Source organism: Caulobacter sp. FG121, assembly GCF_057809815.1.
The window spans coordinates 442,891-463,821 of record NZ_JBMDKR010000001.1 but is presented as its reverse complement, the minus strand read 5'-3'; the positions used below and the strand labels follow the sequence as shown (position 1 = coordinate 463,821).

Below are 20,931 nucleotides of genomic sequence, written 5' to 3'. Positions count from 1 at the left end.
CCTAGTTCAGCCGCCGCCGGGCGCCCGGCAGGTGCAGCGAGAAGGCCGGGATCTCGACCTCGAAGGCCTCGCCGGCGGCGGTGACCATCTGGTAGGCGCCGCGCATCGCGCCAGACGGCGTCGTCAGCGGACAGCCGGACTGGTAGCGGAACGCCTCGCGGGGGCCGAGCACCGGCTGCTCGCCGACCACGCCCGGGCCCTGCACCTCCTCGACGCGGTTGAGGCCGTCGGTGATGGTCCAGCGGCGCGAGACGAGGGTGACGGTTTCCTGGCCGTGGTTCTCGATCTCGATGGTGTAGATCCAGATCCAGCGGCCGCTGTCCGGGTTGGACTCCTCGGGCGAATAGGCCGGAGAAACCCGCACGAGGATGTCCCCTGTGCGGGCCTCGTAGACCGGACTGTCCGGGGTCCCCCGGCGGTTGATGCGGCTCATGGCCCTGCTCGGCTACTCAGAGGGCGGCGTCGAGCGCCCTGGCGACGTCGCGGGAAAGGTCCTTCAGGTCCTCGAGGCCCACCGACATGCGCACGTAGCCCTCGGTCAGACCGATCTCCAGACGATTCGCCTCTGGCATGGCCCTGTGAGTCGTCGTTGACGGGTGCGTGGCCATCGACTTGGCGTCGCCGAGGTTGTTGGAGATGTCGATGATCTCCAGTGCGTCGAGGAACCGCCAGGCAGCCTCACGGCTGCCGAGGTCGAACGCCAGCAGGTTGGAGAAGCCGCTCATCTGCGCCCGGGCGACGGCCGCCTGCGGGTGGTCGGCCCGGCCGGGATACAGCACGCGCTTGACCGCCTTGTGGTCGCCGATCTGGTCGGCCAGGGCGGCGGCGCTGTCGGTTTCGCGGCGAACGCGCAGGTCCAGCGTCTCCAGACCCTTGAGCAGGATCCAGGCGTTGAACGGGCTCAGCGCCGGGCCGGTGTGGCGGATGATGTCGCGGTAGGCTTCTTCGAGCAGGTCCTTCGCGCCGAGGATGGCGCCGCCGAGCACGCGGCCCTGACCGTCGATGTGTTTGGTCGCCGAATAGACCACCACGTCGGCGCCCAGCTGCAGCGGCTTCTGGAAGAGCGGCGTGGCGAACACGTTGTCGACCACGACCTTCGCCCCGGCGGCATGGGCGATTTTCGACACCGCGGCGATGTCGGTGATCTCCAGCAGGGGGTTGGCGGGCGATTCCAGCAGCACGACTTTGGTGTTCGGCCGCATGGCCGCTTCCCAGGCCTTCAGGTCGGTCGCGTCCACGAGCGTGGTCTCGACGCCGAAGCGCGGCAGCCAGTTCTGGACGATCCAGTTGCACGAGCCGAACAGCGCCCGGCCGGCGACCAGGTGGTCGCCCGCCCTGAGCAGGCCGCTCAGCGCGGTGTGCACCGCCGCCATGCCCGAGGCCAGCGCGCGGCAGTATTCGGCGCCTTCCAGCAGGGCCAGCCGCTCCTCGAACATCTGCGTGGTCGGGCTGCCGTAGCGGGCGTAGACGAAGCCCGGGTCCTCGCCGGAGAACCGCCGGTCGGCGGCGGCGGCGCTTTCGTAGGCGAAGCTCTGCGTCAGATAGAGGGCCTCGGAGATCTCGCCGTAGTTGCTGCGCATCAGGCCGCCGCGGATCAGACGGGTGGAGGGCTCCCAGGACTTGGGGTCTTCGGCCATGGCGGCGTTCCTTCTGCGATACGGCGGCATCAACAGGAAAGCCCCCCGCGCGGTCAACCGGGAAAGGGGGTGCGGGTACATGTCCCCGCGCCTCCACGAACGGCGTTCGCCGGAACCGCTACGGGTCTCGTGCTTTTCGGGATAAGGTTAACGCACGTGACGTGCAGCTGGGGAGGCTCACATGCTCTCGATGGTGTTCCGTGTATTCGCCGCCATTCTCGGTGTTCTGGGGGCGGTCAACGTTGTCCTGCTGATTCTCGGCGAGGCCCTGGCCCGCTATTCGCCGGTCGAGCTCCACGCCGTGGGCACCCTCAGCGAGGCGCTGACCCTGTTCGGCGTCGGGGCGGGCATCTATGTGCTCTCGCCGGCGGGCGGCAGGGCGCACCACTAAAAGCGGCGGGGAGGGGACAACTCGCCCTTGCCTTTGTCGTCACGGGCCATGAGTAATGGTCCAACGATGACCACTGCACAGTCCGCGGGGATCCTCCCCTGCCAATCCATCGAGGACCTGATCGCCCAGGGGGCTATCGGATCGCTCACGCCTTTTGACTCCGACCAGGTCCAGCCGGCCAGTCTCGACCTGAGGCTGGGCGAGCGCTGCTGGCGGGTGCGGGCCTCCTTCCTGCCCGGTCGGCGCAAGGTCATGGACCGGCTGCCCGACGTGGCCATGCACGAGCTCGATCTGACCAAGGGCGCGGTGCTAGAGCGGGGCTGCGTCTACATCGCCGAGATCCAGGAACGCCTGGCGCTGCCGATCGGCGTCTCCGCCCGGGGCAACCCCAAGAGCTCGTCCGGCCGGGTCGATGTGTTCGTGCGCCTGCTGACCGATCATGGCGCGGCTTTCGACGATGTCGCCGAGGGCTACACCGGCCCGCTGTTCATCGAGATCGCGCCGCAGACCTTTTCGGTCCTCGTTCGCGCCGGAACCCGGCTGAACCAGCTGCGGCTGAAGCGCGGCACGCCCGTCCGGCTGTCGAGCCGCGATGTCGGCGTCGACCTGTCGATCGGCACGGTCGGGTTCCGCGGCCGTCGTCACGCCGGGGTCATCGATCTGGACAAGGAAGACGGCCACGACCCGCGCGACTTCTGGGAAATGCTGGAGTCGCCCAAGGGCGAGCTGCTGCTCGACCCGAACGAGTTCTACATCCTGGCCTCCAAGGACGACATCGAGATCCCCGTCGACCAGGCCGCCGAGATGACCCCGATCGATCCGGCCGTGGGCGAGTTCCGTGTCCACTACGCCGGCTTCTTCGACCCGGGCTTCGGCACGGACGAAACGAAGTCGCGCGGCTCCAAGGGCGTGCTCGAGGTGCGCAGCCACGAGACCCCGTTTCTGCTTGAGGACGGCCAGACCGTCGCCCGGCTGGTCTATGAGCCGCTGACCGCGCGACCGACCCGGCTCTATGGTGAGGATGGTTCCCACTATCTTCGGCAGGGCCTCAAGCTGTCGAAACATTTCCGACCCTGGAAATAGGCCGACAGGACAAGCTCGCAAAACTTTTTGTATGGTGTGCTTGACATCCTTCGTGGCCGTATGAGACAAGCACCCTTGTCAAAACGGCAAGGACAAAAGACATGGCCTCTGAAAAGTCAGCCTCCGCTCGCCGCCCCGGGCTCGGGATGTTCATGGCCTCGCTCCTGGGCGGAGGCGTTATTGCCGGCGCGGCGATCGCCGTATTTGAATCGTTCGGCGCCCGACTCCCGGCCGAAGGCGCGGCCCTGGGCGCGCTTTTCGTCGGCGCTTTGGCGATGCTCTGGTCACGCGGATGGTGGGTTCGCGTGGATGAGGCGGTCCGCGAAGCCCACAAGACCGCCTGGTACTGGGGCGGGTCGGTGGGAATGGTGATCGTCAGCGGCCTGGCGGCGTTCCTGCTGTTCGACCGGTCCGGCGCCTCGCTCGAGCGGTTCGCGATGGCGACAGGCGACGGCGGCCTGATCCTCACCGGTATTGTCGTCGCTCTCGGGCTCCAGTTGATCGGCTACGGCCTGTTCTGGGCGGGCTGGTGGTTCAGCCGCAGCCGCTGACCTTCGGAGCCCAGGAGACATCTCATGAACAAGCAAAGCCCTGCCGGTCGCCGGTACCTCAAGCGCTTCATCCCGACGATGATCGTCTATGTCGCCACCGTGTTCGGCGCGTCGTACGCCTTTGATCTCTGGAGCCCTGCCGGTCCGCTGGCCTGGCTGATCGCCGTGGCCCCGGCCGTGCCGATCCTGGCGGTGATCGCCATCATGGGCCTCTACATCAAGGAAGAGACCGACGAGTTCCAGCGTAACGTCCTGATCGAATCGATGCTCTGGGGCTTCGGAGTCACCCTGTCGGTGACCACCGTCTGCGGCTTTCTCGAGATCTACGTCCATACGCCGCCACTGCAGTCCTTCTGGGCCTTCCCGCTGTTCTGCGGCGCCATGGGCCTGTCGCAGGTGTTCGTGCGGAGGCGCTACCGTTGAAGAACCGTCTCAAGGTCCTGCGGGCCGAGCGCGACTGGAGCCAGGCGGATCTCGCCGAGCGGCTCGATGTCTCCCGCCAGACCATCAACGCGCTCGAGACCGGCAAGTACGACCCCAGCCTTCCACTCGCCTTCCGTATCGCCCGCCTGTTCGGCCAGCCCATCGAAGCGATCTTCGATGACGGCGAGGCCTGATCCGAAACCAGGGGAACTCCCACCATGGCTACCACCCTTTCCAACAAACCTCTCGGCGTAAAACTGGCCCTGGCCTTCGCCGGCATGATCGTCGGCGCCGGCATCGGCTGGCTGGTCGGCCGCCTCGCGAAGGCGGGCGCGCTTGATATGTCCAGCGCGACCTGGGCCGATCTCGCCGCCGGAACGATCGCGGCCATGCTGCTGGCGACAGGCCTGATGGTCGGCCTGATCAGCTTCAGCGGCCGTCTCGCCGGCAAGCTCATCGACCCGACCAGCGACCGGCCGGCGCGACCGGCCCAGGCCAGCTTCTATCGCCAGCAGGCCGCCGTCATGGCCCTGGCCGGCCTGATGATGGCCGCGCCTGTGGTCGCTCGTCTGGCCTTCGAGCCCCTGCCGGTCGATCTGGCCCAGGCGATCATGGCCGGAATTGTCGCCCTGTTCCTGTTGCAGACCCTGCTCAATGTGACCGTCTGGATGCGCGCCGATGAAATGGTGCGCCAGATGATCGCAGAGTCCGGCTCGATCTGCTTCTGGGTCTTGCAGGGCGCGCTGTTCCTCTGGGCCTGCGCCGAGAAGCTTCAGCTGGCTCCGGCGCTCAGCGCCTGGGACCTGATGACCATCCTCATGGGCTTTTACCTCGTCATTTCTTCGCTCATTTCCATTCGCCGCGGCTTCAACTGAAGCACGCTGATCGTCAGGACCTGCGTATGTTCAAGTTTTTCAAGACCCTGCTGGCCGCCGCGGCCCTGCTGCTGCCGCTCGCCGCCGGCGCCGCGATGGCTGGTGAGCCGACCCGCTTCACCGTCGAGGTGCGCGGCAAGGGACCCGATATCATCCTGATCCCCGGCCTGGTGTCGTCCCGCGACGTCTGGACCGCGACGGCGAAGCAACTGGAAGGCCGCTATCGCGTCCATCTGGTCCAGGTCGCCGGGTTCGCCGGCGCGCCGGCCGCGGGCAACGCCGAAGGCCCGGTGGTGGAGCCGCTTGCCGACGAGCTCGTCGCCTACATCGCCGCCAACCACCTCGACCACCCGGCGATCATCGGCCATTCGATGGGGGGCTTCACCGCCCTGATGATCGCCGCGCACCATCCGGACTCGGTCGGACGGGTGATGGTCGTCGACGCCCTGCCGTTCTTCAGCGTGCTGTTCGGTCCGACCGCCACCGTCGAGTCGGTCACGCCCCAGGCCGCCCGCTTTCGCGATGCGCTGATCGCCCAGTCGCCGGAGACCTTCGCGGCGGGCCAGCCCCAGACGATGGCGACCCTGATCAAGACCCCGGCGGCGCGTGGCGAACCAACGGCCTGGTCCCTGGCCAGCGATCGCGGCGTGATGGCCCGGGCGACCTATGACGTCATGACCACCGACCTGCGCGGCGACCTTGCGGACATCCGGACCCCGGTGACCGTGGTCTATGCCCGCGACCCGGACATGGGCTTCTTCTACGGCGTCGTCGACCAGGTCTACGCGGGCAACTATGCCGCGCTGAAAGGTGTCCGGCTTCGCGCGGTCAATGGCGCCTTCCACTTCGTCATGCTCGACCAGCCGCAGGCGTTCGCGGCCGAGGTCGAGGCCTTCCTGAACTAGCCGACCCCGTTCCACCCTTGGTCGCCGGATCGTCCCGTCCGCGGGATTGCGTCCGCGCGCCCGCACCCCACTTCTCGGACTCCCGAAAGGAACATCCATGTTTGATCGTCTGAAACGTTTCCTTGCGGCCTGCGCCGCCCTTCTCGCCGTCGGCCTCGCGGCCTCGCCTGCCGCCGCGGACCCCGCGGTCTGGGTGGTAAAGGACAAGGACTCGACCCTCTACCTGCTGGGCACGGTCCACGTCCTGAAGCCCGACACGGTCTGGCGCACTGCGGCCATCGACAAGGCGCTGACCGACTCCAGCGAGCTTTGGCTGGAAGTGGACACCGACGACGTCGCCGGCATGCAGGACCTCGTCCGCCGTTATGGCGTGGACGCCGCTCACCCGCTGTCGGGAAAGCTCACCCCCGACCAGCTGACCCGCTTCAAGGCCGCCGTGTCGGGGCTCGGGGCGGATCCGGCCAATCTTGAGCCGTTCCGGCCCTGGCTGGCGGGCCTGACGCTCAGCATCGCGCCGCTGCTCAAAGGCGGCTTCGATCCCAAGAGCGGTGTCGAGGAAAAGCTCAAGGCCGCCGCCCGCGCGGACGGCAAGCCGATCCGCACCCTGGAGACCCAGGAGCAGCAGATCCGCTTTTTCGCCGACCTGCCGCCGCAGGTGGAGCTGGAGTTCCTGCTGTCGAGCCTCGACGACGCCTCCGACGCCGCGCCGATGCTGGACGGCCTGATCGCCGCCTGGAGCGCGGGTGACGTCGAGGCGATCGGGTCCCTGCTCAACGATGAGATGGCGACGCGATATCCCGAACTCTACAAGGCCTTGCTCGTCCGCCGGAACCAGGCCTGGGCCGGCCAGATCGAAACCCTGCTCAAGGGCAAGGGCGTGGCGGTCATCGCCGTTGGCGCGGCGCACCTCGCCGGACCGGACAGCGTCCAGGTTCAGCTGGCAAAGCGCGGCCTGAAGGCCGAACGTTTGCCGGACTAGCGGGAGGAGAGGCGGCGGCTCAGGCCGCCGTCTCGGCCTTCGGCCGCAGGTAGATCGACCGCTTGGGCGAACTCATCACCCGCTGCAGCATCGGCTCGAAGGCCTCCATCGGCATGGAGTCATAGTTCGGATCGAACGCCGACTGGTCGTACAGGTGGCAGAACTGGGCCGTGTATTCGAAGTGCGGATGGCCGCGGAACTGCTCGCGCATGTCGCGGTCCAGGCCCAGGTGATGGAAGAAGTAGTAGCCCTGGAAGATGCCGTGCTGCTGGACCATCCAATGGTTGGCCTCGGACACGAAGGGGAACACCATCGCCGCCCCGATATCCGGATGATTGCGCGGGCACAGCACGTCGCCGATGTCGTGCAGCAGGGCGCAGACGACATACTCCTCGTCCCGCCCGTCCCGGAATGCCCGCGTCGCGGTCTGCAGGCTGTGCTCCAGCCGGTCGACGATGAAGCCGCCACAGTCGCCCTTGAGCAGGTTCAGATGGCTGATGATCCGTCCGGGCAGCTCGCGGCCGTATTCGGCCGAGGCGGTCGCGATTTTCAGCCAGTCTTCCTGGGTGCTCTCGACCATCGAGGTGAAGCCGGCCCGTTCTTCTGATCCGTGCGCGCCATCGGCCATGTCGATATCTCCCAACACCTGTTTGAACCGATGGTGCGGGAGGGGAGGGTCGGCGTCAACGGCGCCGGCTGCTCCGACTTGCAGCCTCAATCGTCGGCATGCCGACGGCTGAGGCTGGAACTGGCGGCTGAGTTCGCCTAGAGAGGCCCGGTGCGGGCATGATGTAATGGTAGCCTGAAAGCTTCCCAAGCTTTACGCCCGGGTTCGATTCCCGGTGCCCGCTCCAGATCCTTCCCCCCGCCCTCAGGCGCCGAGGAAGCCCTCCACCTCAGCCATGAACATCTCGAACCGGTCGTGGTGCAGCCAGTGGCCGGCGTCGGGGAAGCTGATGGTCCGGGCGTCCTTGAAATAGGCGACCCGGCCGTCCTTCTCGGGGTTCGAGGCCCAGCTCTTCTCGCCGTAGCACAGCAGGGCCGGGCAGGTAATCGCTTCCCACAGGCTCGAGACCTGCTGGGGGCTCAGGTCGGGCGCCGACCAGACGCGCAGGTAGTTGTCGAACTTCCAGCTGAACGTGCCGTCCTCGTTCTGGCTGACGCCATGGGCGGTCAGGTGGCGGGCCTGCTCATCGGTCAGGTAGGTGTTCTCCGCCTTCATCCGCTCCAGCGCTTCCTCGAACGTCGGATAGCGCCGCGGCAATCGTCCGGCGGCCTGGCGTTTCTCATCGATCCAGCCGCGCAGACGGTCGGCGACGGGCGTCTTTTCCCGCTCGGCGATCATTCGAGGGGAGGGACCGAGGCCCTCGATGGCGACGATCCGGCTGACGTTTTCAGGATAGAGGCCCGTATAGCGAAGAGCGATGTTGCCACCCAGCGAGTGGGCGATGATCGACAGGGGCGCGAGCTTCAGCTGATGGATCAGCTGCGCCAGGTCGTAGAGATAGGACGCCATCGAATAGTCGCCGTCGGGCGACCAGGCGCTGTCGCCATGGCCGCGCAGGTCCGGACAGATGACGCGATAGCGGTCGGCCAGCCGCTGGGCGACCCAGTCCCAGCTGCGGCAGTGATCGCGCCCGCCGTGTAGCAGCAGCAGCGGCGGGGCGTCAGGGTCGCCCCAGGCGGCGTAGTGCAGCTTCAGCCGCTGCGACATGAAGCTGTGGGATGTAGGGCCGGCGAGGCGTGCGGGGTCGGTCATGGCTCACCCCATAGGGTAGAGGATGTCCTTCGTCACGCCGTCGATGGCCTTCATCACCTCGTCGCTGAGGGTCAGATCGGACGCGGCGAAGATGTCGGCCAGCTGGTTCTCGTGCGTGACGCCGACGATCGTCGAGGCGACGAACTTGTGCTGCTTGCTCCAGGCTGTGGCCAGGGTCACCGGCGCCATGCCGGCCTCGGCGGCGATGGCCATGAATCGCTCGGTCGAGGCCAGCGTCTTGTCGTTGACGAACCGCTTGGCCATCACGGCCTGGCGACCGCCGAGCTGGAGATAGGCCGAGAACCGCGCGCCCTCCGGACGGCCTCCGTCGTTGTACTTGCCCGACAGCACCCCGCCGCCCAGCGGCGAATAGGGGATCAGGCTGACGCCCTCCTGCAGGCAGACCTGCGACAGGGCGTCCTCGAAACGGCGGTTGTTCATCGAGAAGTTGTTCTGGATCGTCTCGAAACGGGCGAGGCCCTCGCTGGCCGACACGGCCAGGCTCTTCATCAGGCCCCAGGCCGTCTCGTTGCTGCAGCCGAGCACCCGCACCTTGCCCGCCATCACCAGATCGTCGAGGGCGCGCATCATCTCTTCATAGGGGCCGTCGTGATCTGGCCAGTGAACCTGGTAGAGGTCGACATAGTCTGTCTGCAGGCGCTTGAGGCTGCCTTCGACGGCGCGGACGATGTTGTGGCGGTCGAGCGCGGTCATGCCGGCCCGCTGGCTGCCCTTGATCCAGCCGTGGCTCGGACCGCAGACCTTGGTGGCGATGATCAGCTCGTCGCGACGCTTGGTCTTCATCCAGCGGCCGACGATCTCCTCGCAGGTGCCGGCCCACTCTTCCTTCGGCGGAACCGGATAGTTCTCGGCGGTGTCATAGAAGTTGATCCCGGCCTCGAGTGACTGGTCGAGGCACCGGTGGGCCATGGCTTCGTCGGCCTGGCCGCCGAAAGTCATCGTCCCCATGCAGATCTTGGAGACGTAGATGGCGCTGCGGCCGAGGCGGTGGTGCTGCATGGCGGGTATCCGGATCGGGGATTGTGGGGAGCGGTCAGCGACCGGCTGTCCATCCCCTCCTAGTCGGCTCCCCCGCCGGAAGCCAACCCCCGAAAATCTGACAGGGACGCCCCGGGGCAGGGTTCGGCGAGGGGGAAGCGCCGCAACGACTTGATCCTCCGGCCGTTCGAACCACATCGCCTCTGACGCCGGCCTCCGGCGAGCAGGATGAGCGACATGAAGCCCGTGGTGACCGCGATCGCATTGACCTTTCTGACCGGCCTGTTCTCCGGCGCGGCCGCGCGTGAACGGGTCGAAGAGCCGGCCTTTTCCGTCGTGGACTCGCCCGCTGGCCTCGAGATCCGCCAGTACGGGCCGCGCATCGCCGCGGAAACCACGGTCACCGGCCAGGACGAGCAGGCTCGCAGCGCCGGTTTCCGACGCCTGGCCGGCTACATCTTCGGCGGCAACACCACCCGCACGTCGATCGCCATGACCGCGCCGGTGACCCAGGCCTCGGAAAAGATCGCCATGACCGCCCCGGTGAGGCAAACGCCGGACGGCGCGGGCGCCTGGCGCATCCAGTTCATCATGCCCAGCCAGTACAGCCTCGAGGCGCTGCCGACGCCGAAAGATCCGTCGGTGCGGCTGGTCGCGCTGGCGCCCGAGACCTTCGCCGTGCTCCGTTTTTCGGGCAGCACCCGGGACGAGGCTGTCGACGCGCGCAAGGCCGAACTGCTGCGCAAGCTGACGGAAACCGGCTGGCGCGCGGCCGGCGAGCCGGTCGCCTGGTTCTATGACCCGCCCTGGCGGCTGCCCTCGAACCGGCGCAACGAAGTCGCCGTGCTGGTGACCCGGGCGCCCTGAAGCCTGTCCCTCCGGGCTATCGCAACGACTGCACCGCCTCGCCGATGAAGGCGCGCAGGTTGTCCTTCAGCGTCGCCGGCGTCGCGCCGTGCCGCACCAGCACGACGTCGAGGTCCGGAACCAGCACGGTGTACTGGCCGTCGTAGCCGTTGGCCGAGAAGCTGCCCGGACCGCCCATGCCCAGCCACCACTGGGCGCCATAGGGTTCGGCGTCGTCATGGATCGCCGTGGTGCGAGTTCGGGCATAGTCGACCCAGCCCTCCGGCAGGAGACGGCGGTCCTCCCAGACCCCGTCACGCAGATAGAGCAGGCCGAACCGGGCGAAATCCCGCGCGGTGCAGAAGCAGAACGAAGAACCGATGAAGGTGCCGGCCTCGTCGAACTTGGGGATCGGACTGGTCATGCCCAGAGGTTCGAACAGCCGCGTCCGCATGAAGGTCTCGAAGTCCGCGCCATAGGCGTTCAGGGCCCGGGCCAGCGCACGGCTGATGATGTTCGTCGTGCCGCTGGAATAGGCCATGTAGCGGTCCGGCTCATAGAGCAGGGGAAATGACGCCGCGAAGGCGGCGACGTCCTTCTGGCCCTCGCCGAACAGCATCGGGATCACGTCGGACGGCGCATCCGGGCCGTATTCCTCGGTGAATTTCAGCCCGCTCGACATGCGCAGCAGCTGGTCCAGGGTGATCGCCCCGCGCGGGTCGCCCTCGCCGCGCCATTCGGGCACATCGGCCGGGGCGTGGATATCGATCAGCCCGTCGCCGACCAGCAGGCCGGTCAGGGCCTGGGTCATGCTCTTGGCCTTGGACCAGCTGGGGAAGGTGTTCTCCGCCGTCAGTCCTTCGCCATAGCGCTCGTAGATGATCTTCCCGCCGCGCACGAGGAGAAGGGCGTCGGTGCGGCCGAGCGTTTCCAGGCTGTCGGCGGCGAAGGCGCTGTCGAGGTGGGCGGCGGCAGGGCCCGTCAGGCGTTCGCCTTCAGGCCACTCGGTCGTCGGCCAGGGTGTGCCGACGGGCTGGGCGGGGAGGGGGATCAGGGTCATGACGGCAGCTTCCCGCGATGAAGGCGTCTTGTCACCATCAGGCGATTGATCTTTGCCTCAAAGGGCGGGAACGATGGGGCATGGCGAGGCTCACGACATGAGGCGGTGGACCGCGACGGTTCTCGCGGCGGCGCTGCTGCTGGCCGGCGGCGCGGCCGCGGCGGCTGAACCGACGCCCATCAAGGGCGCGGTCGGCGTCTGCATGCGCTTTGGGCCGGACCCGGGACGTGCGGTCGACGTGGTCGTGGTCCATTCCTCCGGCAATCCGCTGCTCGACGCGGGCATTCCGGACACCATCCGCCAGCTGTCCTGGCCGGTGACGATGAAGCCGAAGGAAGAGGGCGCCTGGGTCGGGATCTGGATGACCGTCGACGGCGCCGACATGCCCCAGGGGCCGCTCCCGAACTGCGAGACCGCCGACAGCCTGTTGCCCCATCCGCAGATGCAGACCCATCCGACCTAGGACGCCGCCATGACCTCGAGAACCTACGCGATCACCGGCGGCTTCGGCATCCTCGGCCAGGCCGTGGCGCGCGCGGCGCTCGCTACGGGCGGCAAGGTGGCGCTGATCGATTTCGCGCCGGCGAACCGGACGCCGCTTGTCGGCGCGGTCGAGATCGGGGGCGTCGACCTGTCCGACGAGATGCAGGCCAGGGCGGCCATGGATCGGGCGGCGGACGCCCTCGGCGGGCTGGACGTGCTGGTCAACGTCGCCGGCGGCTTTGTCTGGCAGACGCTGGCCGACGGCGACCTCGCCGCCTGGAGCCGGATGTTCGCGCTCAACACCCTGACCTGCGCCAGCGCCTGCAAGGCGGCCCTGCCGCATCTGCTGGCCGCGCGGGCCGGCCGGATCGTCAGCGTCGGCGCGGGCGGCGCGGTCAAGGCCGCCGCGGGCATGGGCGCCTATGCCGCTTCCAAGGCCGGGGTGCATCGCCTGACCGAGAGTCTGGCCGAGGAGCTGAAAGGGCGGGTGACGGTCAACGCGGTCCTGCCCTCGATCATCGATACCCCGACCAACCGCGCCGATATGCCGGACGCGGATCCGGCGGTCTGGGTGACGCCCGACGAGGTGGCGCAGGCCATCCTGTGGCTGGCCTCTGACGCGGCGAGCGGTGTGACCGGCGCCCTGCTGCCGGTCTCCGGCCGAGTCTGAAACCCGCGTTTTCATGGGCGTGACCGACGGGCCTGAACGCGCTAAGCCCGGACTCTGATGTCCGACTCTGATCACGCCCCCCGCATTTCCGAAATCCTCGACGGTCTGGCTGGCTCGCGCCGCAAGACCATCGCGGTGCAGGACGTGCTCGAGGCGTTCGGTGACCGGGCGTTCGGGGCCCTGATGTTCGTCTTCGCCGCCCCCGCCGCGCTGCCAATGCCGCCCGGCGTCTCGGCCATTCTGGGCGCGCCGCTGCTGTTCATCACCGCCCAGCTGATGGTCGGACGCCGCACCCTGTGGCTGCCCAAGGTCATCGCCGACCGCGACATGAAGCTGAGCGATTTCGTCTCCCTGATGGAGAAGCTGTCGCCCTATCTGACCTGGCTGGAGCGCCGGCTGCGGCCCCGGCTGACCTTTCTCTACAATCCCTGGAGCGACCGGCTGATCGGGGCCGTCTGTCTCGCGCTGGCGATCATCATCATTCTGCCGATCCCCTTTACCCATATGGCTCCGGCCCTGGCGCTGGCGGCGTTCGGCCTGGGCATCGCGGAAAAGGACGGCGTGCTCGGCCTCGTCGGCGGCCTGCTGACCGCGCTCGGCCTGCTGGTGCTGGCGGTGTTGTCCAAGGCCATCATCGCCGGCGTCACCGCTTTCGTGGTGACGCTCTGGCACCTGTTCTGATGATCCTCCCCCGTTGGGGGAGGTGGACCTGCGAAGCAGGGACGGAGGGGGTCCGCTCCGGTCACGGGTGACCCCCTCAGCCCGCTTCGCGGCCAGCTCCCCCAAAGGGGGAGCATCCTTCCTGGCTACGCCACCTCATAATCCGCCAGCACCGGCTGCTTCATCAGCCGGATGTAGGTCGCGGTGTCGCCGCCCCAGTTGTTGGTGATCTTGCCGGAGGCGGTCTTGTACCAGCTGGAACAGGATCCGGCCCAGGCGGTCTTCGTGAGATCGTCCTGTAGTTCAACATTGAACTTCTTGAACGCCGCGTCCTTCACCGCCATGGCCTTCGCGCCCCGGCGTTTCAGTTCCTTCATCGCCTCGACGAGGTAGCCGACCTGGGATTCGATCATCACGATAATCGAGTTGTGCCCGAGGTTGGTGTTCGGCCCGTACAGCATGAACAGGTTGGGGAAGCCCGAAACGGCGACGCCCAGATAGGCCTCGGCGCCGTCCTTCCACGCCTCGTTCAGGGTCTTGCCGCCCGCGCCGACGATCTCGACCGGCGCGATGAAGTCGGTGGTCACAAAGCCGGTGCCATAGACCAGCACGTCACAGGCATGCTCCGCCCCGTCGGCGGTCTGTACTCCGGTCGCCGTCACCGACGACACGGCCTCGGTGACCAGCTCCACGTTGGGCCGGATCAGCGCCTGATAGTAGTCGTCCGACACCAGCACCCGCTTGCAGCCGATCGGATAGTCCGGAGTCAGCTTTGCCTTCAGCACGGGATCGGTGACCACCTGATCGAGATACTTCAGCGCCAGGGCCTTGAATCCCTCGGCCGACTTCGTCCCCTGTTTGAACGCGTTGAAGCGCAGGTCCATCATCTGCCAGATGAACCAGCGATTGAGGCGGTCGAACGCCGGGAACGTGCGGTACAGTCGCTTCTGGAAATCGCTGACCGGCTTGTCCAGGCGCGGCACGATGTAGTTGGGCGTCCGCTGGAAGACGACCACCTTGCCGGCCGTTTTGGCGATCTCGGGGATGTACTGGATGGCGCTGGCGCCGGCGCCGATGCAGCCGACGGTCTTGCCGGTCAGATCGACGTCATGCCGCCAGCCCGCGGAGTGCCAGCTGTCGCCCCTGAAGGAGTCGCGGCCGGGAATTCCGGCGTAGCCGGGCTTGTTCAGCTGGCCGAGGCCGGAAACCAGCACCGGCGCCGACAGGGTCTCGCCGCCCTTGACCGTGACGGTCCACAGGCCCGCCGTCTCGTCCCAGACCGCCTTCTCGACCTCGGTGTTGAAGCGGAACAGATCCATCACGCCGAACTGCCTGGCCACGCGCTCCATATAGTCGCGGATTTCGGCCTGGGGCGAGTAGGCCCGGCTCCAGTCGGGATTCAGGGCGAAGGACAGCGAATAGAGTCGCGAGGGCACGTCGCAGCAGGCGCCGGGATAGGTGTTCTCCCGCCAGGTGCCGCCGATCCGGTCGGCCTTTTCCAGCACCACCACGCGGTCGAAGCCCGCTTCCTTCAGCTTGATCGCCGCGGTCAGTCCGCCGAAGCCCGCGCCCATGACGATCGCGTCCAGTTGACTGGCCATGCCGTTGTTTCCTCCGTCTTTCCGCGAAGTATCGCCCACGGCCGCACGGCGGGAAAGCCTGACGCCGGGTTACCAGCCAGACACCTGTTTGCGGCGTCCGGCTCCCTGTCTAGGATGGCGTCAGGACAGGGAGAGTCATCGCATGAAGTACCGTCAGCTCGGCCGCACCGGCCTCTATGTCTCGGAAATCTGCCTGGGCGCGATGACCTTCGCGAGCGAGGCCACCGGCATGTGGGGCGCCATCGGCGCGGTCGACCAGAAGGGCGTTGACGACATGATCGGCCGGGCGCTGGCCAGCGGCGTCAACTTCATCGACACGGCGGACGTCTACTCGGCAGGCCAGTCCGAACAGATGGTCGGCGCGGCCCTGCACAACCTCGGGGTCAAGCGCAGCGACGTGGTCATCGCCACCAAATGCTTCGGCGAGATGGGCCGTGGTCCCAACGACAAGGGCGCCTCGCGCGGCCACATCATGGACGCGGTCAAGGCCAGCCTCGACCGGATGCAGCTGGACTACATCGACCTCTACCAGATCCACGCCAACGACCCGGTGACGCCGGTCGAGGAGACCCTGCGCGCGCTGGACGATCTCGTCTCCCAGGGTCTGGTCCGGTACGTCGGCTGCTCCAACTGGCCGGCGTGGAAAATGATGAAGGCGCACGGCATCGCCGACGCCCGAGGCTACGCCCGCTTCGAAACCGTGCAGGCCTACTACTCCATCGCCGGTCGCGACCTGGAGCGCGAGGTCGTGCCGATGATGCAGGACCAGGGCATGGGGCTGATGGTCTGGTCGCCGATGGCCGGCGGCCTGCTGTCGGGCAAGTTCACCCGCGACGGCGCGGGTCCCAACGGCGCCCGCCGGGTCAGCTTCGATTTCCCGCCGGTCAACAGGGACCGCGCCTGGGACTGCGTCGACGCCATGAAGCTGATCGCCGACGCCCGCGGCGTGTCGGTGGCCCGTATCGCGCTCGCCTATGTGCTGGCCAAGCCGTTCGTCACCACGGTGATCATCGGCGCGAAGACGGTCGAGCAGCTCGACGACAACCTCGCCGCCGCCGGGATCGAACTGACGGCGGACGAGGTCGCGGCGCTGGACAAGGCCTCGGCCCTGCCGCCCGAGTATCCGGGCTGGATGCTCGAACGCCAGGGCGGCCGGCGCGCGCCTGAGCCGTTCGTGAAGAAGGGCTAGCCCCATTTTGAGCGGTGGCGGGACGGGCCAGACCTGTCCAGGACGTCGAGATTGCCGCCACCGCCCCGGTTGGAGCAGGAGAGATCGATTTGTCGTGGATTCGCACCATCCTGCCCTCGCTCCTGGTTGCGGTCGGCGTCGTCGGCCTTGCCTGGGGTCAGACCACCGCTCCGCCGGCCGAGGTTCCGATCCGTTCAACGGTAGGGGTCTGGCAGCCGGCCGCCGACGGCATCCAGATTCCGCTCTGGCCAGACGACACTGTTCTCGCGAAGCCTGACTCCGGTGATCGACCGGAAGAGACCGGTAATGGCTCTGGTCTTGTCGCCGGAAAGCTGTGGCATTGGGCAGGCAACGTTAGCCGACCGACCATGACCCTCTATCGGCCGAAGGGGCCAAATGCCGGAACGACGCTGCTCGTCATTCCGGGCGGCGGGTTTTCGATCGTGGCGATGGATCTCGAGGGGACCGAAATTTGCGACTGGGCGGTGCAACGGGGCATGACCTGCGTCATCCTGAAGTACCGGGCGCCGCAGAAATGGCCCTGGGACAACGCGAAAAAGCACGGTCGGAGGCCCGACGTACTGCTGGCCCTTCAGGACGCCCAGCGCGCCGTGGGGCTACTGCGGCAGGGGGCTGCGGGCTACGGGATCAATCCTGACAGAATTGGCGTGATCGGGTTTTCCGCCGGCGCCTTCCTTGCCGCGGACCTGAGCAACACTGAGGAGCACACCTACCCGCCTGCCGATGCGGCCGATCGGCAATCCTCACGGCCCGCCTTCGCAATCCTGGCCTACACGGGACGCCTTTGGGATGGCGGTGATGCGAGGACCGACCTTCGACTGGCCCCATGGGTGAAGATCAGCCCCAAGGCGCCGCCGACGCTCCTGATCCACGCCATGGACGATCCGGTCGACGATATCCGACACCCGATGGCCTTTGCCTTGGCGCTTCACGAGGCCGGGGTGCCGGTCGATGTGCGCTTTTACGCCAAGGGCGGTCATGCCTACGGTTTGCGTCCCAGCGATGATCCGATCACGACCCAGTGGCCGGGACAGGCTGAACAATGGCTGCGCGACATCGGCATGCTGTGACACGGTAGATTTGACGGGATCGGCTGTTCCGCCAATCCCGCCAATGTTCAACTATCCGCTTCACCAGTCTGGCCGCACCATGGCGACCGGGTTCGCGGCCTAATTCAAATCGATCCGCCGGCTGGCGCCGATGTCGGGCGTCGAACCGGTGGCGTTGGCCTTGGCGACTTCCCAGGCGACCTTCACGGGGCCCGCGTCGCTGATCCAAACCTGCGCGTCACTGACGTCCAGGCAGAGCAGGGTCAGCGCCGGGTCCGCCTTGCCTTGCGGGTACCAGGCCGCGACCATCGGGTTCCAGTATTTCTCGATCCGGGCGGGATCGTGCTGCAGTGTCAGCTCGCCGCCGACACAGGCCTGGAAGTCCTTGGTCTGGACCACCATCATCGCCGGCTTGCTCTCGGCGATCGAGCGGGCGAGGTCGGTGTCGCTGCGGGTGAAGAACCAGACCTGACCGGTTTCCGGTTCATGAAACGCGGTCATCGGCTGAAAGTGCTGCAGCGGATGGGTATGGGCGCCCAGCATCACGGTGCGGCTGTGCTTGATCTCGTGCCAGAGGCGCTTCTCGACGTCGGCGCGGTCTTTGATGTCAGTGGACATGGCGGTACTCCCTGTGATGCGTGCAAGGGAGAACCCCGGGGCGAGGCGGGGGTTCCGGCCTCCCAGGCCCGGAACGGGTAAACCAGGTTGGAAGTCGCGGTCGGCTACACCTCGCCAGACGTCGGAGCCAGCGAGCGCCGGGCCATACGTCACGGGAGCCATCATGACGACCACGCCGGCGATGCCGCCACGCGGACAGGATCGCGGAAATCGCGCCGGTATGGCGGCGGTCATCGTCGCATCCGGCCTCGCGATCCTGGCGCTGGTCGGCGGTCTGGTCGCCGCCGCGAACAGCATCGACAGTCTGTCGGCCCGCCATGAAGAGCAGCTGGTCGAGAACGGCCTGAAGCTCAAGGATACGGCGCTCCGCGACTGTATCACCCCCAACACCATGTGGGACGACGCGGTCGCCCACCTCGACAACCGGTTCGATACGGCCTGGGCCGACACCAACATGGGCCAGTATCTGACGACCACCTGCAGTGTGTCGCAGGTCTACGTCCTGAACGCCGACGGTCGGGTTCTGGCGGGATGGCGGGACGGCAAGCCGGCCTTGGCCGCCGTCCCGGCGCCGCTTCAGGCATCCGTGGCCCAGCTGATGGCGAAGATCCGGGCGCGGGAGACCCGTCGCGGCCCGTTCTCGTCCAGCCAGAAAAACGGTGAGATGATCGCCACCGCGATCGACGAGACCACCAAGGTCGCCACGGAAGCAGGCCCGGTCGTCGTTTCGGCCAGCCTCATCCAGCCCGACTTCGGCACGGCCCTTCCGTCGGGCGCCCGCGCGCCGGTCGTGGTGACCGTCCAGGCCATCGACGCGGTCTTCCTGGAGTGGTTGAGCAGCCACTTCCTGCTTGATAGCGTTCATGTCGAGCGCGCGCCGTTCGGCAAGCCCGAACCGAAGGAGGCCAGTGTCTTCCTGCGGGATGCCGCAGGCGGCACGGTCGCCCGCGTCGACTGGGACTACAGGCAGCCCGCCCGCGACCTCGCCTGGGTCGCCGCGCCGCCCGCCGGTCTGCTGCTGCTGATCCTGATCATCGCGCCGGCGTTCACGATTCTGCATGATCGCCGCCAGCGCCGCCGCCTGCAGGCCGCGATGCTCGCGGCCAACGCGGCGTCTGACTCCAAGTCCCGTTTCATCGCCAACATGAGCCATGAGATCCGCACGCCGATGAATGGCGTGGTCGGCGTCCTGCACCTTCTGCGTCGCAAGGGCCTCGACGCCGAGAGCCGTCAGCTCATCGAAGAAGCCCTTGCCAGCGGCGCGCTTCTGCAGGGCCTGCTCAATGACGTGCTCGACCTGTCCCGTATCGAGTCGGGCGCCTTCGAGCTGGACGCCGAACCCCTTGATCCCGAGGCGATGATCCGGGAGGTCGTCGGCCTGTTCTCGACCCAGGCCCGTGAGAAGGGCGTCGCGCTGCGGACGTCCTTCGAGGGCGCGCCCGGCATGCTCATGGCGGACGGCCTGCGGCTGCGCCAGTTGTGCATGAACCTGATCGGCAACGCGATGAAGTTCACGGCCCGGGGCCATGTCGACGTTCGCTGCATCCTGACGGACGCGACGCCGTCCGGGGAACGGACCCTTCGGGTGGAGGTCGAGGATACCGGCATCGGCATCCCGACGGCCTCGCAGGCTCTGCTGTTCCGGCGCTTCAGCCAGGCTGACGGCTCGATCGTCCGCGAGTTCGGCGGCTCGGGGCTTGGCCTGTCGATCTGCGCCACGCTTGTGGACCTGATGGGCGGTGACATCGGCTTTGAGAGCACCGAAGGCCAGGGATCGACCTTCTGGTTCCAGGTCCCCCTGCAGCGCGTCGAGGGCAGCACGGGCGCGACGGCCGTGGCGATGTCGGAGCCGGACGATGACTCGGCCGCCGGCCTGCGCATTCTCGTCGTCGACGACAATCCGACCAACCAGAAGGTCGCCCGCATGCTGCTCGAGGCGGTTGGCGCCGACGTCGAGACGGCGTCCAACGGGGCCGAGGGCCTGGACGCGGCCCAGGCGTCACGCTTCGACCTGATCCTGATGGACATACAGATGCCGGTCATGGACGGCCTCACGGCCACGCGGCAGATCCGGGCGCTCGGCGGGCCGTTGGGCAGGGTCCCGATCATCGGCCTGACCGCCAACGTCCTGCCCAGCCAGAAGCGGGACTACCTGGCGGCCGGCATGAACGATGTCGCGGAGAAGCCGATCAACCCGGCGCGCCTGATCGAGCAGATTGAGGCGGCCTTGGAGCACGCCTCTACCCCGGACAGCGATGCGCTGCTGGCTTAGGCCTTCAGGTCCAGGCCTGACCTAGACTCCGTACCGCTCCCGGAACGCCGCCATGGCGGCGGTCGCCTCACGGACGTAGTCGCCCAGCACCTCGGCTTCATGCGGACCATTGGTGAAGATGAAGAAGTCGTCGGTCTCCACCTGGTCGGCGATCCGCTCCCCGGCGGTCGCGGCCGGCAGACCGTGGGCCATCGGGTGGGCGCCCTCGACCACGCGCGGACGGGCGCCGCCGAAGGTGTCGTGCCGATTGCGGAAGGCGTTCCAGATGTCGCTCTGCACCACGCCTGGGCAGACGACGCCGGCCGTCAGGTTGGTGCCCTCGAAATCACGCCGCATGCACAGGCTGTAGCCCATCACCGCGTGCTTGGCCGAGGTGTAGGGGGCGATGATCCCGCCGCGCTTCGACTCCGGCAGGCCCAGGGCGTGTTCCGAAGCGGTGTTGACGATCTTGCCCGGCAGACCGCTCGCCAGCATCAGCGGGGCGAAGGTCTTCACCCCCAGATAGACGCCGCGGATGTTGACCGAATAGACCCAGTCCCAGATCCGCTCGGGCGTCTCATGAACGGTGGACCCGCCGCCGACGCCGGCGTTGTTGAACAGCAGCTGCGGGGCCTGGTCCCAGTGGCCGGACGCCAGTTCCGCCGTGGCGTCCCAGCTGGCCTGGTCGATCACGTCGAGATAGCAGCTGGTCGCTTCCAGCCCCTGATCGCGCAGGGTTTCCGCCGCCGCCAGGGCGCGCTCGGCCTCGATGTCCGCGAGCACCACCTTCGCGCCACGTTTGGCCAGCGCCGAGGCGATGCCGAAGCCGATGCCCGAAGCGCCGCCGGTGATGACCGCGACCGTCCCGCTGACGTTCATGT

24 protein-coding genes and 1 tRNA gene are annotated in these 20,931 nt (G+C 67.5%); 16 read left to right on the top strand and 9 right to left on the bottom strand.

Annotated elements, in window-relative coordinates:
* Position 1: 1 nt before the first annotated feature.
* Both apaG and metZ read right to left on the bottom strand, forming a co-directional pair.
* A complete protein-coding gene (apaG, locus tag ACODSL_RS02485; protein WP_488899046.1) occupies positions 2-433 on the bottom strand; it encodes a Co2+/Mg2+ efflux protein ApaG in 432 nt (143 codons plus the stop codon).
* Positions 434-449: 16 nt separating this feature from the next.
* Positions 450-1,637 (bottom strand): O-succinylhomoserine sulfhydrylase, encoded by a 1,188-nt coding sequence (metZ, locus tag ACODSL_RS02480; protein ID WP_488899045.1) that lies wholly within the window; start codon positions 1,635-1,637, stop codon positions 450-452.
* A 181-nt stretch (positions 1,638-1,818) separates the two neighbouring features.
* Here metZ and ACODSL_RS02475 point away from each other — a divergent pair, with 181 nt between their 5' ends.
* The 8 genes from ACODSL_RS02475 (at position 1,819) to ACODSL_RS02440 (ending at position 6,844) form a co-directional block, all read left to right on the top strand.
* Positions 1,819-2,028 (top strand): hypothetical protein, encoded by a 210-nt coding sequence (locus tag ACODSL_RS02475; protein WP_488899044.1) that lies wholly within the window; start codon positions 1,819-1,821, stop codon positions 2,026-2,028.
* Positions 2,029-2,094: 66 nt separating this feature from the next.
* A complete protein-coding gene (locus tag ACODSL_RS02470; protein ID WP_488899043.1) occupies positions 2,095-3,111 on the top strand; it encodes a 2'-deoxycytidine 5'-triphosphate deaminase in 1,017 nt (338 codons plus the stop codon).
* Between the two features lie 152 nt (positions 3,112-3,263).
* Positions 3,264-3,662 carry a hypothetical protein gene (locus tag ACODSL_RS02465; RefSeq protein ID WP_488899042.1) on the top strand — a complete coding sequence of 133 codons (399 nt, stop codon included), beginning with the start codon at positions 3,264-3,266 and terminating at the stop codon, positions 3,660-3,662.
* Positions 3,663-3,686: 24 nt separating this feature from the next.
* The gene (locus tag ACODSL_RS02460; RefSeq protein ID WP_488899041.1) at positions 3,687-4,085 is read left to right on the top strand and encodes a hypothetical protein; all 399 of its coding nucleotides are present in this window, start codon (positions 3,687-3,689) and stop codon (positions 4,083-4,085) included.
* Positions 4,082-4,279 carry a helix-turn-helix transcriptional regulator gene (locus ACODSL_RS02455; protein WP_488899040.1) on the top strand — a complete coding sequence of 66 codons (198 nt, stop codon included), beginning with the start codon at positions 4,082-4,084 and terminating at the stop codon, positions 4,277-4,279. Before ACODSL_RS02460 ends, ACODSL_RS02455 begins: the two co-directional genes overlap by 4 nt.
* Positions 4,280-4,303: 24 nt before the next feature.
* A complete protein-coding gene (locus ACODSL_RS02450) occupies positions 4,304-4,960 on the top strand; it encodes a hypothetical protein (protein WP_488899039.1) in 657 nt (218 codons plus the stop codon).
* Between the two features lie 26 nt (positions 4,961-4,986).
* Positions 4,987-5,865, top strand: a complete 879-nt coding sequence (locus tag ACODSL_RS02445; protein ID WP_488899038.1) for an alpha/beta fold hydrolase — start codon at positions 4,987-4,989, stop codon at positions 5,863-5,865.
* A 97-nt stretch (positions 5,866-5,962) separates the two neighbouring features.
* Entirely contained in the window at positions 5,963-6,844 is an 882-nt protein-coding gene (locus tag ACODSL_RS02440) for a TraB/GumN family protein (RefSeq protein ID WP_488899037.1), read from the top strand.
* Between the two features lie 19 nt (positions 6,845-6,863).
* On the opposite strand, the gene ACODSL_RS02435 is transcribed toward ACODSL_RS02440, so the two are convergent.
* Complete coding sequence (locus ACODSL_RS02435) at positions 6,864-7,472, bottom strand: HD domain-containing protein (RefSeq protein ID WP_488899036.1); 609 nt, start codon at positions 7,470-7,472, stop codon at positions 6,864-6,866.
* Positions 7,473-7,624: 152 nt separating this feature from the next.
* Between ACODSL_RS02435 and ACODSL_RS02430 the strand changes: the two genes are divergently transcribed.
* Positions 7,625-7,698: transfer RNA gene (locus ACODSL_RS02430), tRNA-Gly, on the top strand.
* Positions 7,699-7,715: 17 nt separating this feature from the next.
* Here the strand turns inward: ACODSL_RS02430 and ACODSL_RS02425 are convergent.
* Together ACODSL_RS02425 and ACODSL_RS02420 are read right to left on the bottom strand one after the other, a co-directional pair.
* Positions 7,716-8,603, bottom strand: a complete 888-nt coding sequence (locus tag ACODSL_RS02425; protein WP_488899035.1) for an alpha/beta fold hydrolase — start codon at positions 8,601-8,603, stop codon at positions 7,716-7,718.
* A 3-nt stretch (positions 8,604-8,606) separates the two neighbouring features.
* On the bottom strand, positions 8,607-9,623 hold the full coding sequence (locus ACODSL_RS02420; RefSeq protein WP_488899034.1) for an aldo/keto reductase: 1,017 nt from the start codon (positions 9,621-9,623) through the stop codon (positions 8,607-8,609).
* Between the two features lie 207 nt (positions 9,624-9,830).
* On the opposite strand from ACODSL_RS02420, the gene ACODSL_RS02415 reads away from it, so the two are divergent.
* The gene (locus ACODSL_RS02415; RefSeq protein ID WP_488899033.1) at positions 9,831-10,469 is read left to right on the top strand and encodes an SOUL family heme-binding protein; all 639 of its coding nucleotides are present in this window, start codon (positions 9,831-9,833) and stop codon (positions 10,467-10,469) included.
* A gap of 16 nt (positions 10,470-10,485) precedes the next feature.
* On the opposite strand, the gene ACODSL_RS02410 is transcribed toward ACODSL_RS02415, so the two are convergent.
* Positions 10,486-11,508, bottom strand: a complete 1,023-nt coding sequence (locus ACODSL_RS02410; RefSeq protein WP_488899032.1) for a serine hydrolase domain-containing protein — start codon at positions 11,506-11,508, stop codon at positions 10,486-10,488.
* Positions 11,509-11,605: 97 nt separating this feature from the next.
* Here ACODSL_RS02410 and ACODSL_RS02405 point away from each other — a divergent pair, with 97 nt between their 5' ends.
* Genes ACODSL_RS02405 through ACODSL_RS02395 form a run of 3 tightly spaced genes read left to right on the top strand, consistent with a single transcriptional unit; the run spans position 11,606 to position 13,342 of the window.
* On the top strand, positions 11,606-11,971 hold the full coding sequence (locus tag ACODSL_RS02405) for an energy transducer TonB (RefSeq protein WP_488899031.1): 366 nt from the start codon (positions 11,606-11,608) through the stop codon (positions 11,969-11,971).
* 9 nt (positions 11,972-11,980) lie between these two features.
* Positions 11,981-12,661 (top strand): SDR family oxidoreductase, encoded by a 681-nt coding sequence (locus ACODSL_RS02400; protein WP_488899030.1) that lies wholly within the window; start codon positions 11,981-11,983, stop codon positions 12,659-12,661.
* Positions 12,662-12,718: 57 nt separating this feature from the next.
* A complete protein-coding gene (locus tag ACODSL_RS02395) occupies positions 12,719-13,342 on the top strand; it encodes an exopolysaccharide biosynthesis protein (RefSeq protein WP_488899029.1) in 624 nt (207 codons plus the stop codon).
* Between the two features lie 125 nt (positions 13,343-13,467).
* Here ACODSL_RS02395 and ACODSL_RS02390 read toward each other — a convergent pair whose 3' ends face one another.
* Complete coding sequence (locus ACODSL_RS02390) at positions 13,468-14,922, bottom strand: flavin-containing monooxygenase (RefSeq protein WP_488899028.1); 1,455 nt, start codon at positions 14,920-14,922, stop codon at positions 13,468-13,470.
* A gap of 142 nt (positions 14,923-15,064) precedes the next feature.
* Here ACODSL_RS02390 and ACODSL_RS02385 point away from each other — a divergent pair, with 142 nt between their 5' ends.
* Positions 15,065-16,111, top strand: a complete 1,047-nt coding sequence (locus ACODSL_RS02385) for an aldo/keto reductase (protein WP_488899027.1) — start codon at positions 15,065-15,067, stop codon at positions 16,109-16,111.
* Positions 16,112-16,125: 14 nt separating this feature from the next.
* Positions 16,126-17,202: an alpha/beta hydrolase gene (locus tag ACODSL_RS02380; protein ID WP_488899026.1), complete on the top strand. Its 1,077-nt coding sequence runs from the start codon at positions 16,126-16,128 to the stop codon at positions 17,200-17,202.
* A gap of 99 nt (positions 17,203-17,301) precedes the next feature.
* Here ACODSL_RS02380 and ACODSL_RS02375 read toward each other — a convergent pair whose 3' ends face one another.
* The gene (locus ACODSL_RS02375; RefSeq protein ID WP_488899025.1) at positions 17,302-17,799 is read right to left on the bottom strand and encodes a pyridoxamine 5'-phosphate oxidase family protein; all 498 of its coding nucleotides are present in this window, start codon (positions 17,797-17,799) and stop codon (positions 17,302-17,304) included.
* A 163-nt stretch (positions 17,800-17,962) separates the two neighbouring features.
* On the opposite strand from ACODSL_RS02375, the gene ACODSL_RS02370 reads away from it, so the two are divergent.
* Positions 17,963-20,071, top strand: a complete 2,109-nt coding sequence (locus tag ACODSL_RS02370; RefSeq protein WP_488899024.1) for an ATP-binding protein — start codon at positions 17,963-17,965, stop codon at positions 20,069-20,071.
* Positions 20,072-20,092: 21 nt separating this feature from the next.
* Here the strand turns inward: ACODSL_RS02370 and ACODSL_RS02365 are convergent, their stop codons facing one another.
* The gene (locus ACODSL_RS02365; protein WP_488899023.1) at positions 20,093-20,929 is read right to left on the bottom strand and encodes an SDR family NAD(P)-dependent oxidoreductase; all 837 of its coding nucleotides are present in this window, start codon (positions 20,927-20,929) and stop codon (positions 20,093-20,095) included.
* Positions 20,930-20,931 lie beyond the last annotated feature (2 nt).

What these genes read in the sequence shown, in the direction of transcription:
- ACODSL_RS02385 (WP_488899027.1), top strand. Translation starts at nt 15,065, where the DNA reads ATGAAGTACCGTCAGCTCGGCCGCACCGGCCTCTATGTCTCGGAAATC.
- ACODSL_RS02440 (WP_488899037.1), top strand. Translation starts at nt 5,963, where the DNA reads ATGTTTGATCGTCTGAAACGTTTCCTTGCGGCCTGCGCCGCCCTTCTC.
- ACODSL_RS02390 (WP_488899028.1), bottom strand. Translation starts at nt 14,922, where the DNA reads ATGGCCAGTCAACTGGACGCGATCGTCATGGGCGCGGGCTTCGGCGGA.
- ACODSL_RS02445 (WP_488899038.1), top strand. Translation starts at nt 4,987, where the DNA reads ATGTTCAAGTTTTTCAAGACCCTGCTGGCCGCCGCGGCCCTGCTGCTG.
- ACODSL_RS02450 (WP_488899039.1), top strand. Translation starts at nt 4,304, where the DNA reads ATGGCTACCACCCTTTCCAACAAACCTCTCGGCGTAAAACTGGCCCTG.
- ACODSL_RS02370 (WP_488899024.1), top strand. Translation starts at nt 17,963, where the DNA reads ATGACGACCACGCCGGCGATGCCGCCACGCGGACAGGATCGCGGAAAT.
- ACODSL_RS02425 (WP_488899035.1), bottom strand. Translation starts at nt 8,603, where the DNA reads ATGACCGACCCCGCACGCCTCGCCGGCCCTACATCCCACAGCTTCATG.
- ACODSL_RS02365 (WP_488899023.1), bottom strand. Translation starts at nt 20,929, where the DNA reads ATGAACGTCAGCGGGACGGTCGCGGTCATCACCGGCGGCGCTTCGGGC.
- ACODSL_RS02465 (WP_488899042.1), top strand. Translation starts at nt 3,264, where the DNA reads ATGGCCTCGCTCCTGGGCGGAGGCGTTATTGCCGGCGCGGCGATCGCC.
- metZ (WP_488899045.1), bottom strand. Translation starts at nt 1,637, where the DNA reads ATGGCCGAAGACCCCAAGTCCTGGGAGCCCTCCACCCGTCTGATCCGC.
- ACODSL_RS02400 (WP_488899030.1), top strand. Translation starts at nt 11,981, where the DNA reads ATGACCTCGAGAACCTACGCGATCACCGGCGGCTTCGGCATCCTCGGC.
- ACODSL_RS02375 (WP_488899025.1), bottom strand. Translation starts at nt 17,799, where the DNA reads ATGTCCACTGACATCAAAGACCGCGCCGACGTCGAGAAGCGCCTCTGG.
- apaG (WP_488899046.1), bottom strand. Translation starts at nt 433, where the DNA reads ATGAGCCGCATCAACCGCCGGGGGACCCCGGACAGTCCGGTCTACGAG.
- ACODSL_RS02410 (WP_488899032.1), bottom strand. Translation starts at nt 11,508, where the DNA reads ATGACCCTGATCCCCCTCCCCGCCCAGCCCGTCGGCACACCCTGGCCG.
- ACODSL_RS02435 (WP_488899036.1), bottom strand. Translation starts at nt 7,472, where the DNA reads ATGGCCGATGGCGCGCACGGATCAGAAGAACGGGCCGGCTTCACCTCG.
- ACODSL_RS02395 (WP_488899029.1), top strand. Translation starts at nt 12,719, where the DNA reads ATGTCCGACTCTGATCACGCCCCCCGCATTTCCGAAATCCTCGACGGT.
- ACODSL_RS02415 (WP_488899033.1), top strand. Translation starts at nt 9,831, where the DNA reads ATGAGCGACATGAAGCCCGTGGTGACCGCGATCGCATTGACCTTTCTG.
- ACODSL_RS02475 (WP_488899044.1), top strand. Translation starts at nt 1,819, where the DNA reads ATGCTCTCGATGGTGTTCCGTGTATTCGCCGCCATTCTCGGTGTTCTG.
- ACODSL_RS02405 (WP_488899031.1), top strand. Translation starts at nt 11,606, where the DNA reads ATGAGGCGGTGGACCGCGACGGTTCTCGCGGCGGCGCTGCTGCTGGCC.
- ACODSL_RS02420 (WP_488899034.1), bottom strand. Translation starts at nt 9,623, where the DNA reads ATGCAGCACCACCGCCTCGGCCGCAGCGCCATCTACGTCTCCAAGATC.
- ACODSL_RS02460 (WP_488899041.1), top strand. Translation starts at nt 3,687, where the DNA reads ATGAACAAGCAAAGCCCTGCCGGTCGCCGGTACCTCAAGCGCTTCATC.
- ACODSL_RS02470 (WP_488899043.1), top strand. Translation starts at nt 2,095, where the DNA reads ATGACCACTGCACAGTCCGCGGGGATCCTCCCCTGCCAATCCATCGAG.